The sequence below is a fragment of the Thermus kawarayensis JCM 12314 genome (assembly GCF_055393575.1).
Window position 1 is genome coordinate 1,889,656 of record NZ_AP043756.1, and the last position, 15,377, is coordinate 1,905,032.

General features: G+C 68.8%; 16 protein-coding genes. 9 read left to right on the forward strand and 7 right to left on the reverse strand.

Features of this window, described 5'->3' with window-relative positions; all coding sequences use genetic code 11:
- The first annotated feature begins 9 nt into the window (after positions 1 to 9).
- Together ACZ5RK_RS10330 and truD are read left to right on the forward strand one after the other, a co-directional pair.
- The gene (locus tag ACZ5RK_RS10330; protein ID WP_464909094.1) at positions 10 to 1,722 is read left to right on the forward strand and encodes a M3 family oligoendopeptidase; all 1,713 of its coding nucleotides are present in this window, start codon (positions 10 to 12) and stop codon (positions 1,720 to 1,722) included.
- Positions 1,723 to 1,736: 14 nt separating this feature from the next.
- A complete protein-coding gene (gene truD, locus ACZ5RK_RS10335; RefSeq protein WP_464909095.1) occupies positions 1,737 to 2,795 on the forward strand; it encodes a tRNA pseudouridine(13) synthase TruD in 1,059 nt (352 codons plus the stop codon).
- On the opposite strand, the gene ACZ5RK_RS10340 is transcribed toward truD, so the two are convergent.
- From ACZ5RK_RS10340 to ACZ5RK_RS10350, 3 genes are read right to left on the reverse strand one after another with little or no spacing between them, the layout of a single operon-like run.
- Positions 2,792 to 3,232: a hypothetical protein gene (locus ACZ5RK_RS10340; RefSeq protein WP_464909096.1), complete on the reverse strand. Its 441-nt coding sequence runs from the start codon at positions 3,230 to 3,232 to the stop codon at positions 2,792 to 2,794. The genes truD and ACZ5RK_RS10340 overlap by 4 nt on opposite strands.
- Before the next feature lie 25 nt (positions 3,233 to 3,257).
- Positions 3,258 to 3,620: an alpha/beta fold hydrolase gene (locus ACZ5RK_RS10345; RefSeq protein WP_464909097.1), complete on the reverse strand. Its 363-nt coding sequence runs from the start codon at positions 3,618 to 3,620 to the stop codon at positions 3,258 to 3,260.
- Positions 3,617 to 4,249 carry an alpha/beta hydrolase gene (locus tag ACZ5RK_RS10350; RefSeq protein WP_464909098.1) on the reverse strand — a complete coding sequence of 211 codons (633 nt, stop codon included), beginning with the start codon at positions 4,247 to 4,249 and terminating at the stop codon, positions 3,617 to 3,619. Before ACZ5RK_RS10350 ends, ACZ5RK_RS10345 begins: the two co-directional genes overlap by 4 nt.
- 21 nt (positions 4,250 to 4,270) lie before the next feature.
- Here ACZ5RK_RS10350 and ACZ5RK_RS10355 point away from each other — a divergent pair, with 21 nt between their 5' ends.
- Entirely contained in the window at positions 4,271 to 4,684 is a 414-nt protein-coding gene (locus ACZ5RK_RS10355; protein WP_464909099.1) for a PaaI family thioesterase, read from the forward strand.
- On the opposite strand, the gene ACZ5RK_RS10360 is transcribed toward ACZ5RK_RS10355, so the two are convergent.
- On the reverse strand, positions 4,658 to 5,620 hold the full coding sequence (locus ACZ5RK_RS10360) for a dipeptidase (RefSeq protein ID WP_464909100.1): 963 nt from the start codon (positions 5,618 to 5,620) through the stop codon (positions 4,658 to 4,660). The two genes, ACZ5RK_RS10355 and ACZ5RK_RS10360, sit on opposite strands and share 27 nt — an antisense overlap.
- Positions 5,621 to 5,634: 14 nt before the next feature.
- Here ACZ5RK_RS10360 and uvrC point away from each other — a divergent pair, with 14 nt between their 5' ends.
- Positions 5,635 to 7,422 (forward strand): excinuclease ABC subunit UvrC, encoded by a 1,788-nt coding sequence (gene uvrC, locus ACZ5RK_RS10365; RefSeq protein ID WP_464909101.1) that lies wholly within the window; start codon positions 5,635 to 5,637, stop codon positions 7,420 to 7,422.
- Here the strand turns inward: uvrC and ACZ5RK_RS10370 are convergent.
- Positions 7,394 to 7,588, reverse strand: a complete 195-nt coding sequence (locus ACZ5RK_RS10370; RefSeq protein ID WP_464909102.1) for an RCC1-like domain-containing protein — start codon at positions 7,586 to 7,588, stop codon at positions 7,394 to 7,396. The genes uvrC and ACZ5RK_RS10370 overlap by 29 nt on opposite strands.
- 56 nt (positions 7,589 to 7,644) lie before the next feature.
- On the opposite strand from ACZ5RK_RS10370, the gene ACZ5RK_RS10375 reads away from it, so the two are divergent.
- Positions 7,645 to 9,423, forward strand: a complete 1,779-nt coding sequence (locus ACZ5RK_RS10375; protein ID WP_464909103.1) for an arginine--tRNA ligase — start codon at positions 7,645 to 7,647, stop codon at positions 9,421 to 9,423.
- Positions 9,424 to 9,432: 9 nt separating this feature from the next.
- Here ACZ5RK_RS10375 and ACZ5RK_RS10380 read toward each other — a convergent pair whose 3' ends face one another.
- Positions 9,433 to 10,269 (reverse strand): IS982 family transposase, encoded by an 837-nt coding sequence (locus ACZ5RK_RS10380; protein ID WP_464909104.1) that lies wholly within the window; start codon positions 10,267 to 10,269, stop codon positions 9,433 to 9,435.
- A 58-nt stretch (positions 10,270 to 10,327) separates the two neighbouring features.
- Between ACZ5RK_RS10380 and ACZ5RK_RS10385 the strand changes: the two genes are divergently transcribed.
- Genes ACZ5RK_RS10385 through ACZ5RK_RS10400 form a run of 4 tightly spaced genes read left to right on the forward strand, consistent with a single transcriptional unit; the run spans position 10,328 to position 14,046 of the window.
- A complete protein-coding gene (locus ACZ5RK_RS10385; RefSeq protein WP_464909105.1) occupies positions 10,328 to 11,374 on the forward strand; it encodes a S1C family serine protease in 1,047 nt (348 codons plus the stop codon).
- Between the two features lie 2 nt (positions 11,375 to 11,376).
- The gene (locus tag ACZ5RK_RS10390; RefSeq protein ID WP_054647467.1) at positions 11,377 to 11,982 is read left to right on the forward strand and encodes a deoxynucleoside kinase; all 606 of its coding nucleotides are present in this window, start codon (positions 11,377 to 11,379) and stop codon (positions 11,980 to 11,982) included.
- A 1-nt stretch (position 11,983) separates the two neighbouring features.
- A complete protein-coding gene (locus ACZ5RK_RS10395) occupies positions 11,984 to 12,592 on the forward strand; it encodes a deoxynucleoside kinase (RefSeq protein WP_464909106.1) in 609 nt (202 codons plus the stop codon).
- Complete coding sequence (locus ACZ5RK_RS10400) at positions 12,589 to 14,046, forward strand: Mur ligase family protein (RefSeq protein ID WP_464909107.1); 1,458 nt, start codon at positions 12,589 to 12,591, stop codon at positions 14,044 to 14,046. The genes ACZ5RK_RS10395 and ACZ5RK_RS10400 overlap by 4 nt, the downstream gene beginning before the upstream one ends.
- Here the strand turns inward: ACZ5RK_RS10400 and trmFO are convergent.
- On the reverse strand, positions 14,000 to 15,337 hold the full coding sequence (gene trmFO, locus ACZ5RK_RS10405; protein WP_054647466.1) for a methylenetetrahydrofolate--tRNA-(uracil(54)-C(5))-methyltransferase (FADH(2)-oxidizing) TrmFO: 1,338 nt from the start codon (positions 15,335 to 15,337) through the stop codon (positions 14,000 to 14,002). The genes ACZ5RK_RS10400 and trmFO overlap by 47 nt on opposite strands.
- Between the last annotated feature and the right edge of the window lie 40 nt (positions 15,338 to 15,377).

The following is a 15,377-nucleotide window of genomic DNA, read 5'->3' on the forward strand; positions in this document are numbered from 1 at the left end:
GTGGAGCCCGTGGAGTGGGACCTTTCGGACCTCTACGCCTCGCCGGAGGACCCCAGGCTTTGGGAGGACCTCGAGGCCGCCCTGGCCCTCGCCCAAGGGCTTGACCCCAAGGACCTCCAGGACCCTGGGAAGGCACCCTCCCTCCTGGAGGCCTACGAGCAGGCCTTGGAGAGGGCCTACAAGCCCCTGAACTACGCCAGCCTCTACTTCGCCACCCGCACCCAGGACCCCGGGGCCAAGGCTCTCCTGGACCGGGTGCGGAGCCGATTCACCGAGGTGAAAAACCGCCTGGTGCCCCTGGAGGTGGCCCTGCGGAGGCTTCCCGAGGAGGCCTTCTTGCGCCTCCTCGCCCACCCAGGCCTCGCCGACCTCCGCCACTTCCTCAAAAGGCAAAGGGCCTACGCCCTCCACACCCTCTCGGAGAAGGAGGAGGAGCTTCTTAACCTCAAGGCCCTGGTGGGCAGGAGCGCCTGGAGCCAGTTCTACACGGAGTACACGGGCCGCTTCCGCTTCCGGGTGGGGGAAAGGGAACTCACGGAGATGGAGGTCCGGGCCCTCCGCCGCGACCCCAGCCCAGAGGTGCGCCGGGAGGCCCACCGGGCGCTTTACGGAAAGCTCCTGGAGGAGGCCCCCACCCTGAGCGCCGTCTTCAACGCCGTTTACCTGGACTACATCCAGGATCTCCGGCTTCGGGGCTTCTCCCACCCCCTGGAGCCCGTGGCCCTCCGGGACGAGGTGGAGGTGCGGGACATAGAAGCCCTCCTCGCGGCCACGGAGGGCTTCTACCCCCTGGTGGAACGCTACTACCTCTGGAAGGCCAGGAGGCTCGGCCAGGAGAAGACCCCAAGCGAAGACCTCCTCGCTCCCCTCGGGGAGAAACCCAAGGTGCCCTTTGAGGAGGCGAAGGCCCTGGTCCTGGAAGCCTTCCGCCGCTTCTCCCCCGAGGTGGAGAGGATCGCGCGGAAGTTCTTTGAAGGGCGCTGGATGGACGTCTACCCGAGGCCCGGGAAACGGGGCGGGGCCTTCTGTGCAGGGGGGCTTCCCTCCACCCACCCCTACGTCCTCCTCAACCACACCGACGACCTGGACAGCGCCCACACCCTGGCCCACGAGCTCGGCCACGGGGTCCACTTCTACCTGGCCCGCCGCCAGCGCCTTCTCAACTTCGGGGCCTCCACCCCCCTGGCCGAGACAGCCAGCGTCTTCGCCGAGATCCTCCTGGACGACCTCCTCCTTGAGAAGCTTTCCGGGGAGGAGAAGACCCTCCTCTTGGCCGAGCGGCTGGAAGACGCCATAAGCACCCTCTTCCGCCAGGTGATGTACGCCTTCTTTGAAAGGAGGAGCCTCGAGGCCCGAAAAGAAGCCGCCCTCCCTCCCGAGGCCTTCCACACCCTCTGGCAGGAGGAGCAAAGGAGGCTCTACGGGGAGGCGGTGGCCTGGACGGAGCTGGACCGGGCGGCCTGGGCGGGCATCCCCCACTTCGTCCACTACCGCTTCTACACCTATAGCTACGCCCTGGGCTACCTGGTGGTCCTGGCCCTCTACGGCCGCTACCGGGAGGAGGGGAAGGCCTTCGTGCCCCGGTACCTCCGGGTCCTGGAGGCCGGGGAGAGCCGAAGCCCCAAGGAGATCCTGTCCGAGGCCGGGGTGGAGCTTGGCTCCGAGGCCTTCTTCCGCTATGGCTTCGGGGTCTTGGAGTCTTGGCTTAAGGCCCTTCCCTAGGCCAAAATAGGGGGATGGACCTCGTTTACCGGCCCCAGCGCTACCCCTTCCTCACGGAGGACCTCCCCGGCGTGGGCGGGGAGATTCGGGCGGAGCCTAAGGACTTCCAGGTGGAGGAAGTCCCCGCCTACCTCCCCAAGGGGGAGGGGGAGCACCTCTACCTCCTCTTGGAGAAGGAGGGCCTCACCACCCGGGAGGTCTTTGAGTTTCTGCGGGACGAGGTGGGGGTGCCCGAGAAGGAGATCGGGGTGGCGGGCCTAAAGGACAAAAAGGCCCGCGCCCGGCAGTGGTTCTCCATCCCCAGGCGGCACGAGGACGCCCTCTGCCTCTTGGAGAACCTCCGGGGGGTGAGGCTTCTTGCGGCCGACCTCCACACCAACAAGCTCAGGACCGGCCACCTCAAGGGCAACCGCTTCCGCATCCTGATCCGCAACCCCAAGGGGGGCCCTGCCGAGGCCGAGGCCATTCTGGAGCGCCTCGCAGAAAAGGGCATCCCCAACTACTACGGCCCCCAGCGCTTCGGCCTGGGCGGCCTCAACCCGGTCCGGGGCTACGAGCTGGTCAAGAGGGGCAAAGGCCGGGGAAGCCCCTGGCTCAAGCGCTTCCTCATCGGGAGCCTTCAGAGCCTCCTCTTCAACGACTGGGTGGCCCTGAGGCTGGAGAGGAACCTCTACGACCGGGTCATCCCCGGGGACTGGGCCAAGAAGCACGCCACCGGGGGGGAGTTCCTGGTGGAGGACCCCAAGGAGGCGGAAAGGGCCCTCCGCCTGGAGATCAGCGCCACCGGGCCCCTCTTCGGCAAGAAGTACCCCGAGGCCCAAGGGGAAGCCCGGGCCCTGGAGGACCAGGTCCTCGCCCGCTACGGCCTCAAGCGGGAAGACTTCCGGGCCAGGCGGGGCGCCCGCAGGCCCATCCGGGTCCCCCTCCAGGAGTGGAGGCTCGAGGAAAGCCCGGAGGGGCTTTGGCTGAGCTTCTTCCTCCCCAAGGGGAGCTACGCCACAAGCCTCCTCCGGGAGGTGATGAAAAAGGAAGTGGATGCCCCGGAGGGCGAGGAAGGGGAGGACGGTCCCTAGAAGCGGAACCCGACCTTGAGCTGGGCCGCAAGCTTGCCCGCCGCAAGGCCCAGGTCCCCGCCCGCGAAAACCGGGGCGTTCAAGGACGGGGCCAGATCGTATTCGGCGTCCGCCCGGAAGTAGAGGGCCAGGTTGCTGAAGCCAAACCCGGGGATGACCACCCCCAGCCCGGCCCCCGCCTTAAGCCCCTCGGCCACGGGGTAGAGGTAGCGGAAGAGGAAGGCGCCGTTGGCGTCGCCGTTCACATCGTAGGCCACGCCCAGGGCCGGGCGCACCTCCCCCACCGGGGGCTGGAAGAGGAGGCAGTGCCAGGAAGCCTCCAGACCAAAGCCCTGGGTGCCGCCCACCAGCGCCAGGGAGGGCTTCAGGTTATCCAGGGAAACCTGCGCCGAAGCCAAGCCTAGGGCCGCTACCAGCGAGACGAGAACCTTTCTCATAGCCTAACCTCCCAGGTGCAGGGTATCACGAGCCAAAGGCCTTTCGCAATCCCATGGGCAAGTCCTCCGCTAAAAAGACCCCATACCCCCTCTCCGCCAGGACCGCCCCCACCGCCTCCCCCACCCCTCGCACCAGGAGGGGCGGCGAGCCCAGGTTCAGCATCACCAAAAAGCCCGCCACGTACTCGGCCATCTCCTCCGGGGTCATGGAAGGCCCTCCGGTGCGGCCAAAGCCGGGGAGGTCCAGGAGGTAAAAGGCGTACCCGGGCGGCAGGTCCTCAGGCCAACGGGAGGCCTCCTCCGCCAGGAGGACCACCGCCGGGCCCTTCCCCACGCGGTCAAAGACCAGGTTCAGGCCGTAGAGGTGGAGGTAACCCGTGCGCCTCATAAGGCAAGCCCCCCCGGCAAGGGCCTAAACCCCTCCCCCAGGAGGAAGCCCGCCACCAGGTCCAGGACCTCCCCCTGGGCCTCCCAGGGCACCAGGTGTCCGGCCTCGTCCACCACGAAGCGGAGGGCCTCCCCCTTGGCGAGGTCCGCCATCTTGGCCCCGTGAAGGGGCGGGGTGAAGGCGTCCAGGGCCCCTTGGACCACCAGCACCCGGGCCTTTGTGCCCCGGAGCCACCGCCTCTCGTCGGTGAGGGCTTCCAAGGCTTCCAGCCAGGCCCGAAGCCTCCCCTGGCTCAAGCCCTCTTTCCAGGCCTCGTAGACTTCCTCGCTCCCCACGCTGAGGGGGCCGAAGAAGAGGGCCCGGCCCACCCGGGCGAAGCCCTCCACCCCGCCCCGCTCCAGGCCGAAGCGCAAGGCGCCAAGCCGCGCCGCAAGGAGCGCGTCCCGAAAGAGGACCGGGGAGAGGAGGACGAGGCTTCTCGCCCCCTCCCGGAAGGCCACCTTTAGCGCGTCCAAGGCCCCTTCGGCGAAGGCCACGAGGTGGAGCCCCTCCTCCGAGGAGAGGTCCGAGAGGAAGTCCAGCCCCGCCGGGGGGGCAAGGAGGCCGGGAAAGAGCCGGATCTCGCCCACGGCCCCTTTATACTCCAGGGCATGGAGTTCCAGGCTCTCTTGGAGCGGGAAACCCTGGACAAGACCCTGGGGGTCCGCTACCTCAAGGCGGAGAAGGACGAGGTGGTGGCGGAGCTTGTGGTGACGCCCAGGGTCCACCAGCCCTTCGGCTTCCTCCACGGGGGAGCCACGGTGGCCCTGGCGGAGAGCGTGGCGAGCGTGGGGGGGTTTTTAAACTGCCCCCCGGGGCACGCCGCCTTCGGGCTGGAGATCAACTGCAACCACATCCGCAAGAAGCAGGCGGGCACGATCCGCGCCGTGGGCCGGCCCCTCCACGTGGGCCGCACCACCCAGGTCTGGGAGGTGAAGGTCCACGACGAGGAGGGGAAGCTGGTGGCGGCAAGCCGCTGCACCCTGGCCGTGGTGCCCCTAGAACCAGCTAAGGAGCCAGCGTAGCCAGTTTTCCCCCAGGAAGGCCTCGTCTCCAAGCCGCCAGAGGTCCCGGTGCCGGTCCAGGCCCAGGGGCACGGCCTCGAGGCCGAACCCCCCGTCCCAGTCCGTGCCCAAACCCACGCCCTTAGGCCCCAGGAGGGCCTCGGCGTGGCGCTTCTGGCGGAGGAAGGCCTCCAGGGGAAGCCGCTCCATCCCCCTCTTCCAGTTCGCGTCCAAAAAAGCGTTGAAGGGCACGAGGCCCAAAACCCCCTCCCGCTCCGCCAGGGCCCGCAAGGCCTCCTCAGGGAGGTGGCGGGGGGTAGGGGTGAGGGCCCGGAGGTTGGCGTGGGTGGCGCACACCGGCCCCGGGTAAGCCCCCAGGGCCTGGAAAAGGGCCTCGTCGGCCAGGTGGGAAAGGTCCAGGGCCACCCCCAGGGCCTCCATCTCCTTAAGGAGGGCCCGCCCCCTCTCCGTGAGGGGCCCGGGCTCGGCGTTTCCCCCGGCGTAGGGGTTTTTCGTGGCCCAGGTGAGGGAGAGGAGCCTCAGGCCCCGCTGGCGCAAGGGGGGAAGGGCCTGAGGGTCCGGAAGGGCATGGGCCCCTTCCAGGAGGAGGACGAGGCCCAGGACGCCGTCTTGGGGAAAGCGCCTCAGGTGGGCCTCGAGGTCTTCCCTCTCCCGGAGGACCCGCACCAGGCCCCCTCCCTCCCAGAGCTCGTAAAGGGCGAGCTGGGCGTAGACCTCCTCCTCCCAGTCCTCCCGCTCCCCTTCCCGGGGGTCCACGAAGAGGGTGGCGAAGACGAGGGCCACACGGGCCTCCTTAAGGCTTTCCAGGGTGACCAGGGGGGTATCGGGGTGGGGGTCCTGGGCGCGGAGGGCCTCTAGGGGGAGGGTGAGGTCCCGGCCTAAGGCCCTGGCGTTCCAGGCCAGGTCCAGATGGGCGTCCACCAGGAAGGGAGGCACGGGAAAAGTCTACAATGGGGAGCGTGCGGGCCCGAGACCTCCCTCCCCTCCCCGAGGCCCCCGGGGTTTACCTCTGGAAGCGGGGGGAGGAGGTGCTCTACGTGGGCAAGGCCAAGAGCCTCCGCGCCCGGGTGAAAAGCTACTTCCACGCCGAGGGCAAGGCGGGGCGCATCGCCGAGGAGGCCACGGCCCTGGACTTCATCGCCACCCGGGACGAGGTGGAGGCCCTCCTCCTGGAGGCCAACCTCATCAAGGCCCACCGCCCTCCCTACAACGTCCTCCTCAAGGACGACAAGCACTACCCCTTCCTCAAGCTCACCAACGAGCCCTTCCCCACCCTTTTGGTGGTGCGGCGGGTGGAGGAGGACGGGGCCAAGTACTACGGGCCCTTCCCCGAGGCGGGGGCCTTAAGGCGCATCAAAACCCTCATTGACCGCCTCTTCCCCCTGAGGAAGAACTCGGGCTACCCCATGAAACGAAGGCGCTACCCCTGCCTGAACCACAGCATGGGCCGCTGCCTCGCCCCTTGCGTGGGGAAGGCCGACCCCGAGGCCTACCGCGAGGTGGTGCGCCAGGTGGAGGCGGTCCTGGAGGGCCGGGTGGAGGGGCTTCTCGCCGAGCTGGCGGAGAAGATGCGGGAGGCGGCAAGGAGGCTCGAGTTTGAGCGGGCGGCGGAGATCCGCGACCAGATGGAGGCCCTAAGGGCCTTCTTCTCCACCGCCCAGCAGGCCTTTGACCCGGAGATGGGGGACCTGGACTTCCTGGGGATGGCCCGCTCGGGGGCCCTGGCCGTGGTCCAGCTCTACCAGGTGCGCTCCGGGCGCATTCTCGGCCGCATCAGCCGGGTGGTGGAGAAGGAGGAGGCCACGGAGGAGGAGATCCTCTGGGCCTTCCTGCGGGACCACTACCTCGAGGCCTCCCCCCTCCCTCCCCTGGTCCTCCTCCCCTTCCCCCTGGAGGACCTGGGAGGCCTCGCCGAGCTCCTGAGGCGCCGCGCCGGGCGGAAGGTGGAGCTTAGGGTGCCCAAGAAGGGGGAAAAGGTGAGGCTTTTGGAGCTGGCCGAGAAGAACGCCCGCCTCGCCTTGGAGGCGGAGCTCAAGCTCTTGGAGAAGCGGGGGGACCACCCGGGCCTCCGGGCCCTCCAGGACCTCCTGGGGCTCGCCACCCGCCCTTGGCGCATAGAGGGCTACGACGTGAGCCACCTCCAGGGCCAGGCCCGGGTCTTCTCCCTGGTGGTCTTCGAGGGGGGAAGGCCCAAGAAGGCGGAATACCGCAGGATGCGCCTCAGAACGGGGAACGACGACTACGCCGCCATGGAGGAGGGGGTCTTTCGGCGCTACACGGGAAGCCTCAAGGAGATGCCCCTCCCCGACCTCCTCCTCATTGACGGGGGCCTGGGCCAGGTGCGGGCGGCGGAGAGGGCCCTGGAAAGGGCCGGGCTCAGGCTCCCCCTGGTGGGCCTGGCCAAGGGGGAGGAGATCTTGGTCACCCCGGAAGGCCGCGAGCTCCGCCTCCCCCTCACCCACCCCGCTCTCCAGCTCCTCATCCACCTCCGGGACGAGGCCCACCGAAACGGCCTCCACTACCACCGGAAACGGCGCGAGGCGGAGGCCCTGAAGGTCCTTGCGGGCATCCCCGGCATCGGGGAGAAGCGGAGGCGCCTCCTCCTGGAGCGCTACGGGGGGCTTAGGGCCTTGAGGGAAGCCCCCCTGGAGGAGCTCGCCAGGCTTCCAGGGATGAGCCTGAAGGCGGCCCGGGCCCTCAAGGAGGCCCTTAGGGAAACCGCACCCGAACCGGCCTGAGCCTCCCCTCCCGGGTGCCGTCTCCCAGCTGGCCGTCGTACCCCCAGCCCCAGGCCCAAAGCGCCCCCCCTACCACCGCGGCGCTATGCCCCTGGCCTCCCCCAAGAAGCCCCTGGCCCAGGGCGAGGCCCAAACCCAGAGCGAACCCCAGCAAGCGCCTCCCCATACCCCAAGCTTAACCGGGGCGCCCTAAGCGCCGCTTAAGGGTATGATGGCCCCTTGATGGTGCGCCGCGCCCTGGAAGAGGCCGTTCGCGAGGCCCTAAAGGAGATGGGCCTGGACCTCCCCCTGCGGGTGGCCAAGGCCCCCAAGGACAAACCCGGAGACTACGGGGTGCCCCTCTTCGCCCTGGCCAAGGAGCTCAAAAAGCCCCCCCAGGCCATCGCCGAGGAGCTCAAGGGCCGCCTGCGCCTCCCCCCCTTCGTGGAGGAAGCCATCCCCGTGGGAGGGTACCTGAACTTCCGCCTCTCCACGGAGGCCCTCCTGGAGGAGGCCCTAAAGGAAAGGAAGCCCTTCCCCAAGCGGGAAGGGCTGGTCCTGGTGGAGCACACCTCGGTGAACCCCAACAAGGAGCTCCACGTGGGCCACCTGCGGAACATCGCCCTGGGGGACGCCCTGGCCCGCATCCTGGCCTACGCCGGGCGGGAGGTCCTGGTCCTCAACTACATTGACGACACCGGCCGCCAGGCCGCCGAGACCCTCTTCGCCCTCCGGCACTACGGCCTCACCTGGGACGGGAAGGAGAAGTACGACCACTTCGCCGGCCGGGCCTACGTGCGCCTGCACCAGGACCCCGAGTACGAGAAGCTTCAGCCCGCCATTGCGGAGGTCCTCCACGCCCTGGAAAGAGGGGAACTCAGGGAGGAGGTGAACCGCATCCTCCTCGCCCAGATGGCCACCATGCAGGCCCTTTCGGCCCACTACGACCTCTTGGTGTGGGAGTCCGACATCGTGCGGGCGGGGCTTCTGGAAAAGGCTCTGAAGCTCCTGGAGGCAAGCCCCCACGTCTTCCGCCCCACGGAAGGGAAGTACGCCGGGGCCTTGGTCATGGACGCCAGCCCCTTCATCCCCGGCCTCGAGGACCCCTACTTCGTCCTGGTGCGCTCCGGGGGGGCGGCCACCTACTACGCCAAGGACATCGCCTTCCAGTTCTGGAAGATGGGCCTTCTGGAGGGCCTCCGCTTCCGCCCCTACGAGAACCCCTACTACCCGGGCCTTCGCACCAGCGCCCCCGAAGGGGAGCCCTACACCCCCAGGGCGCAGGAGACCATCAACGTCATAGACGTGCGCCAGAGCCACCCCCAGGCCCTGGTGCGGGCCGCCTTGGCCCTGGTGGGGCGCCGGGAGCTCGCCGAGGGCGCCTTCCACCTGGCCTACGAGACCGTCCTCCTGGAGGGCAAGCAGATGTCCGGGAGGAAGGGCCTCGCCGTGAGCGTGGACGAGGTCCTGGAGGAGGCCAGGAAACGGGCCTTGGCCATCATCGAAGAGAAAAACCCGAGCCATCCCAACAAGGAAGAGGCCGCAGGGATGGTGGCCCTGGGGGCCATCCGCTTCGCCATGGTGAGGACCGAGCCCAAAAAGCAGATAGACTTCCGCTACCAGGAGGCCCTCTCCTTTGAGGGGGACACGGGGCCTTACATCCAGTACGCCCACGCCCGGGCAAGCAGCATCCTGCGCAAGGCGGGGGGCTGGGGAAGCCCGGACCTGGACCAGGCCACCCCCTACGAGCGGGAGCTGGCCCTGGCCCTCTTGGACTTCGAGGAGGCGGTCCTGGAGGCCGCCCTGGAAAAAGCCCCCCACATCCTGGCCCAGTACCTCCTGGACCTGGCGGGAAGCTGGAACGCCTACTATAACGCCAAGGAGGGGGACCGGCCCGCCACCCCGGTCCTCACCGCCCCCAAGGGCCTGCGGGAGCTCCGCCTGGAACTGGTGCGAAGCCTCCAGGAAACCCTCAGGACCGGCCTCGGCCTCCTCGGCATCCCCGCCCCCGAGGTAATGTAACCCAAGTTGCTACCCAGCCATCTTCTGGGTCAGGAGACTGATGTTATGGGCCAGGACGAAGGTGAGGACCTTGATGACAAAGCCCTCCTGGGTCACGGCGTGGATGCGCCTGGGAAACATGGCGTGAAGCATCCCCCCCACCGTCTCCACCACCCTCCGCCCCACGATGGCCAGGTACTGCATCCAAGGGAGATACCGCCGACTGTTCCTCCTGCGGATGACCATGGGAACAACCCCCTGCGCCTCCCGAAGAAGGTCCTCGTACAGATGGCTCTCGTACCCCCGGTCCAGGTAGAGCTCCGCCCCCTCGGGAAGGTCCAGGGGAAGGAGGAGAAGGGAGGCGAGGTCATGAAGGCTTCCCGGGGTCAGGTTCACCTCGTGGATGAACTTCCCGTCGTCCACCAGGAGGTGGAGCTTGAGGCCGTGGAAGTAGACCCGCTTGCTGGGGATGAAGCCGCGGTAGGCTCTGTCCGGGAAGAGGCGGGAGCGGGGGGCGCGGATGTTCTCGCAGGCGGGGAGGGGGAAGGTGTCCAGAGCGTAGGCCTGGGCCTGGTAGAGGTTCTTCCAGACCTGGGCCAGGAGGTGGAGGAGGGGGAGAAGGAGGGGATAGAGGGCGTGGAGCCTGCGGTTGAAGCGGCTTGGGGAGGGGACGTGGGTGAAAAGGCCGAGGTCTTTGGCGAAGGCCAGGGCCTTGTTGTGCTTGCCACCGAACTCCAGAGCAGCAAGGAGGGCGAGGGTGAGGATGGCGGAGGCGGGCGTTTTGGCTTGGGGGTGATCTGTGTGGCCCAGGGCTTGCAGGGCATCGTCTATAATGCAAAAGGCCGCTATGGTACGTGACAGGAGCATAGCGGCCACTAGTTTTTCAGGTCCAGGGGTAGGTAGCAACTTGGGTTAATGTAAGGCTATGCCCGTTCTCCCCCTTGCCTTCCTCCTTCTGGCCTTGGCCTTGGGCCAGCGCCTGGTCTCCCCCGAGGAGGTGGCCCGGAGCCAGATCATCAAGAAGGCCCTCCCCGCCGTGGTGCGGATCCAGGGCACCCCCCTCAGCGCCGGGGAAGGGGACGTGGTGGGCACCGGCTTCTTCGTGAGCCCCATCCGCATCGTGACCAACTACCACGTGGTGCAGGACCTGACCGACCTCACCGTGCGCCTTTACGACGGGCGCACCTTCCCCGCCGAGCGCTTCGCCGTGGACCCGGGGATTGACCTGGCCCTCCTCACGGTAAAGGGGGTGCAGGCCCCGGGGGTGCTGGCCTTCAGCAAGGCCCCCACCGCGAGCCTTCCCCTGGGGATGGGGGTGGTGGTGGTGGGCTTCCCCTACGGCCAGGGCCCCTTGGCCTCCTACGGCATCCTCTCGGGGATAGGCCCCCTGGAGGTCCCCACCCCCGACCCCTCCATCGGGGCCGAGGTGGGGGAGTACCTCTTCACCGACGCCCCCCTCACCGTGGGCAACTCGGGTAGCCCCCTCCTGAGCCTCCAGGGGGAGGTGGTGGGGGTGATGGCCGATGTGGTGGGCGGGCCCTCGGGGGTGGGGGGGATCGGAGCGGCCATCCCCGCCGAGCTCGCCGCCCAAAGCGTCCAGGACCTGGAGCGCTTCGGCATCCCCCAGCGGGGCTGGCTCGGGGCGAGCCTCATCAGCCTGGAAGAGCTCCCCCCCGTCCTCCTCCGGGCCGTGGGCCTCACCACCGCCCAAGGGGCCATGGTGGACCGGGTGGAGCCGGGAAGCCCCGCCGCCCGGGCCGGGCTCAGGGGGGCGAGCCGGGACGCCCAAGGGAGGCTTGTGGCCCTGGGAGACGTGATCCTGGCGGTGAACGGCACCCCCGTCAAGGACAAGGTGGACGTGGTGCGCCGCATCGCCCGCTACCGCCCCGGGGACCGGGTGCGCCTCACCCTCTGGCGGGAGGGGCGAAGGCTGGAGGCCACCCTCACCCTCATGGCCCGGCCCAGGAGGTGACCGTGTACATCGCCATTGAAGGACCCATCGGCGTGGGCAAGACCACCCTGGCCCGCCTCCTCTCGGAAGCCCTGGGAGCCGAGCCCCTCTTGGAGGTGGTGGAGGAGAACCCCTTCCTGCCCCTCTTCTACCAGGACCGGAAGCGCTACGCCTTCAAAACCCAGGTCTTCTTCCTCCTTTCCCGCTTCCGCCAGCTCTCCCGCCTACGGGAAAGGCCCCTCTTCGGCGGGGTGGTGGCCGACTACCTCTTTGACAAGGACGCCATCTTCGCAAGCCTCACCCTGGAGGGCCCCGAGTGGGACCTCTACCTGGAGCTTTACCGGGAGCTCTCCCCCAGGCTCCCCCCGCCCGACCTCACCCTCTACCTCAGGGCCCCGGTGCCCGTGCTCCTGGAGCGCATCGCCAGGCGGGGAAGGCCCTTTGAAAAGGGGATGGACCCCGCCTACCTCGAGGCCCTCTCCGCGGCCTACGAGCGCCACTTCGCCCGCTATCCCCACCCCCTCCTGGTCCTCGAGGCGGACCGGCTGGACTTTAGCCCCCAAGGCCCCCACCGGGAAGAGGTGGTGGCCCTGGTGCGGGCCCGGCTTCTAAAGACCCCGGGCGTCTAGCATGTACGTGGCCATCGCCGGCAACATCGGTAGCGGCAAGAGCACCCTCACGGCCCTCCTGGCCGAGGCCTTCGGCTTTAGGCCCGTCTACGAGGCGGTGAGCGAGAACCCCTACCTGGAAGACTTCTACCGGGACATGCGGGCCTACGCCTTCCCCTCCCAGGTCTTCTTCCTGGCAAGAAGGGTGCGCCAGCACCTCCTGGAGGTCAACGGCCAAGGCCGGGTGGTCCAGGACCGCACCCTCTACGAGGACGCCTTCGTCTTCGCACAACACCTCTACCGGGAAGGCCTCCTCTCCCCCCGGGACTGGCGGACCTATTTGGAGCTCTTCCACGGTGTGGCCCCCGCCCTGCGCAAGCCGGACCTCCTCATCTACCTCAGGGCGGGCCTCCCCACCTTGAGGAAGCGCATCGCCAAGCGGGGCCGCCCCTTTGAGCAGACCCTACCCGACCGCTACCTCCTGGGCCTGAACGCCCTCTACGAGGAGCTTTTGGCCTCCTGGGACCTCTCCCCCCTCTACGTGGTGGAGGCCGACGGGATAGACTTCGTGGAGCGGGAGGAGGACCGCGAGGCCCTCCTCGCCGCCCTAAGGCCCCTCCTCCTGCCATGACCCTGGAAGAGCTCTTCGCCCCCTACGGCCTCCCCGCCCCGCCCCTGCCCGTGCGGGGCCTCACCCTGGACTCCCGGGAGGTGGAGGAGGGCTTTGTCTTCGTGGCCAGTCCCGGGGTGCCCCTGCCCCACCGGAAACCCCTGGACGGCCACGACTTCATCCCCGAGGCCCTAAGGCGGGGGGCCATCGCCGTGGTGGGGGAGAAGGACCTCTCCCTCCCCGTGCCCTACCTCAGGGTGGCAGAAAGCCGCCAAGCCCTGGCGGAGCTCGCCCGGCGCTTTTACGGGGAGCCCGACCGGGACCTCTCCCTCTTCGGGGTCACGGGCTCCAAGGGGAAGACCACCACGGCCTTCCTCCTCCACCACCTCCTGGGGGAGGCCGCCCTCCTCTCCACCGTCGGCCTGGCCTTGGGGGAAAAGCGGCGCCCTCCCATAGGCCACTTCACCACCCCCGAGGCCCCCAGGGTCTACGCCTTCTTGCGGGAGGCGGCGGACCGGGGCCTCGGCCAGGCGGTGCTGGAGGTTTCCAGCCACGCCCTGGCCCTTAAAAGGGTGGAGGGCCTCTTCTACCGCATCGGGGTCTTCGTGAGCTTCTACCCCGACGACCACCTGGACCTCCACGGCACCCCGGAGGCCTACTTCCAGGCCAAGGCCCTGTTGGTGGAGCGCTCCGAGCTCGCCGTCTTGAGCACCGGGCTTCCCCACCTGGACTGGCTACGCCGAAGGCCCCACCTCCTCTTCGGCCCCGGGGGGGAGGTGTGGGCGGAAGGCGTGCGGGAGACGCCCGCGGGCCTCGCCTTCACCCTCCACACCCCATGGGGGAAGGGCGAGGCCTTCCTGCCCATGCTGGGGGCCTACAACCTGGAAAACGCCCTGGCCGCCTCCACGGCCGCCCTGGCCTTCGGCCTTCCCCTGGAGAGGGTGTTCTCCCGCCTCGCCACCTTTCCCGGCGTGCCGGGGCGGATGGAGGTGGTGTGGGAGAGGCCCTTCCGCGTGGTCATAGACTTCGCCCACACGGGGAAAAGCCTCGAGGCGGCCCTCTTGACCCTGAGGCGCACCACCCAGGGGAGGCTTCTTTTGGTGGTGGGGGCGGCGGGGGAAAGGGACCCGAGGAGGCGGGAGGACATCGGCCGGGTGGCGGCCAGGCTCGCCGACAAGGCCTTCTTCACCGAGGAGGACCACCGCACCGAGCCCCTGGAGGCCATCCTGGAGGCCATGGCGAGGGCGGCGAGGCGGGAGGGCGGGGTCTTTGAGATTGTCCCGGACCGGGAGGAGGCCATCCTCCGGGCCATCCTCGAGGCGGAGGAGGGGGACACGGTGCTCCTCGCTGGCAAGGGGCACGAGACCACCCTGGAACGGGGCCGGGAGGCCCTCCCTTGGGACGAAAGGGCCGTGGCCCTTTCCGCCCTCAGGAAACGCTTTCCGGAAGCCGGGCCCCGGGAAGGGGAGGCCTGAGGGCGGAAAGCCACCCGGAGAAGGCCTCAAGCCCCCTCCGGTACATGGCCTGCCGCTTTTCCTTCTTGCCCAGGCGCCCTTCCACCGGGGGCACCAGGCCCCAGTTGGCGTACATGGGCTGGAAGCCCTCCGGGTTCGCCGTGGCCAGGTAGCGCGCAAGCCCTCCCAGCAGGCTTTCCTCCGGGGGGACCACAGGGGGAAGCCCCAAGGCCCTCCGTCCGGCGTTGAGCCCCGCCAAGAAGCCGGTGGCGGCGCTCTCCAAATACCCCTCCACCCCGGCCAGGACCCCGGCGGCATAGAGCCCCTCCGCCTCCCTGAACTCCAAGGTCTCCCCAAGGAGCCTCGGGGCGTTCAAGTAGGTGTTCCGGTGCATCACCCCGTAGCGGACGATCTCGGCGTTCTCCAGCCCCGGGATCATCTGGATGAGGCGCTTCTGCTCGGGCCACCTGAGCCCGGTCTGGAAGCCCACCAGGCTCCACATCCGCCCCGCCTTGTCCTCCTGGCGGAGCTGGACCACGGCGAAGGGCTCCTCTCCCGTGCGGGGGTCCTTTAGCCCCACGGGCTTCATGGGGCCAAAGAGCAGGGTCTGGTAGCCCCTCCGGGCGAGCTCCTCCACGGGGACGCAGGCCTCAAAGAACTCCAGCCTCTCCCAGGGGTGGGGGGTGTGGCGCTGGGCCTCGAGGAGGGCCTGGTGGAAGCGCCGGTACTCCTCCTCGGTCAGGGGGCAGTTGAGGTAGTCGGCGCTCTGGCCGTAGCGCCCCGCGCGGAAGCACTTCGTGAGGTCTATGCTCTCGTAGAGGACGATGGGGCTTGCGGCGTCGTAGTAGGCGAGGAAGTGGTCCCCGAAACGGCGCTTCAGGGCCTCGGCCAGGGCCTCGGAGGTCAAAGGCCCGGTGGCGAGCACCGTGACCCCCGGGGGGATCTCCGCCACCTCCTCCCGCACCACCTCCAGGAGGGGGTGGCCCGCAAGCCTTTCCGTGATGTACCCGCTGAACTCCTCCCGGTCCACGGCCAAGGCCCCCCCGGCGGGGACCCTCGCCCGGTGGGCCGCCTCCATCACCAGGCTTCCCGCAAGGCGCATCTCCGCCTGGAGGAGGCCCTTGGCCTGGGCCTCCCCTTCCCCGCCCAGGGAGTTGGAGCAGACCATCTCGGCGAAGCGGTCCGTGCCGTGAGCCGGGGTCATCCGCTTGGGGCGCATCTCAAAAAGGCGCACGGGGACGCGCAAGCGCAAAAGGGTCCAGGCGGCCTCGCTCCCCGCGAGGCCCGCCCCCACCACGTTCACCCGTTCCATCCTTTAGATGGTAGCACCGGAAGGGCCTTGGGAAAAGTGG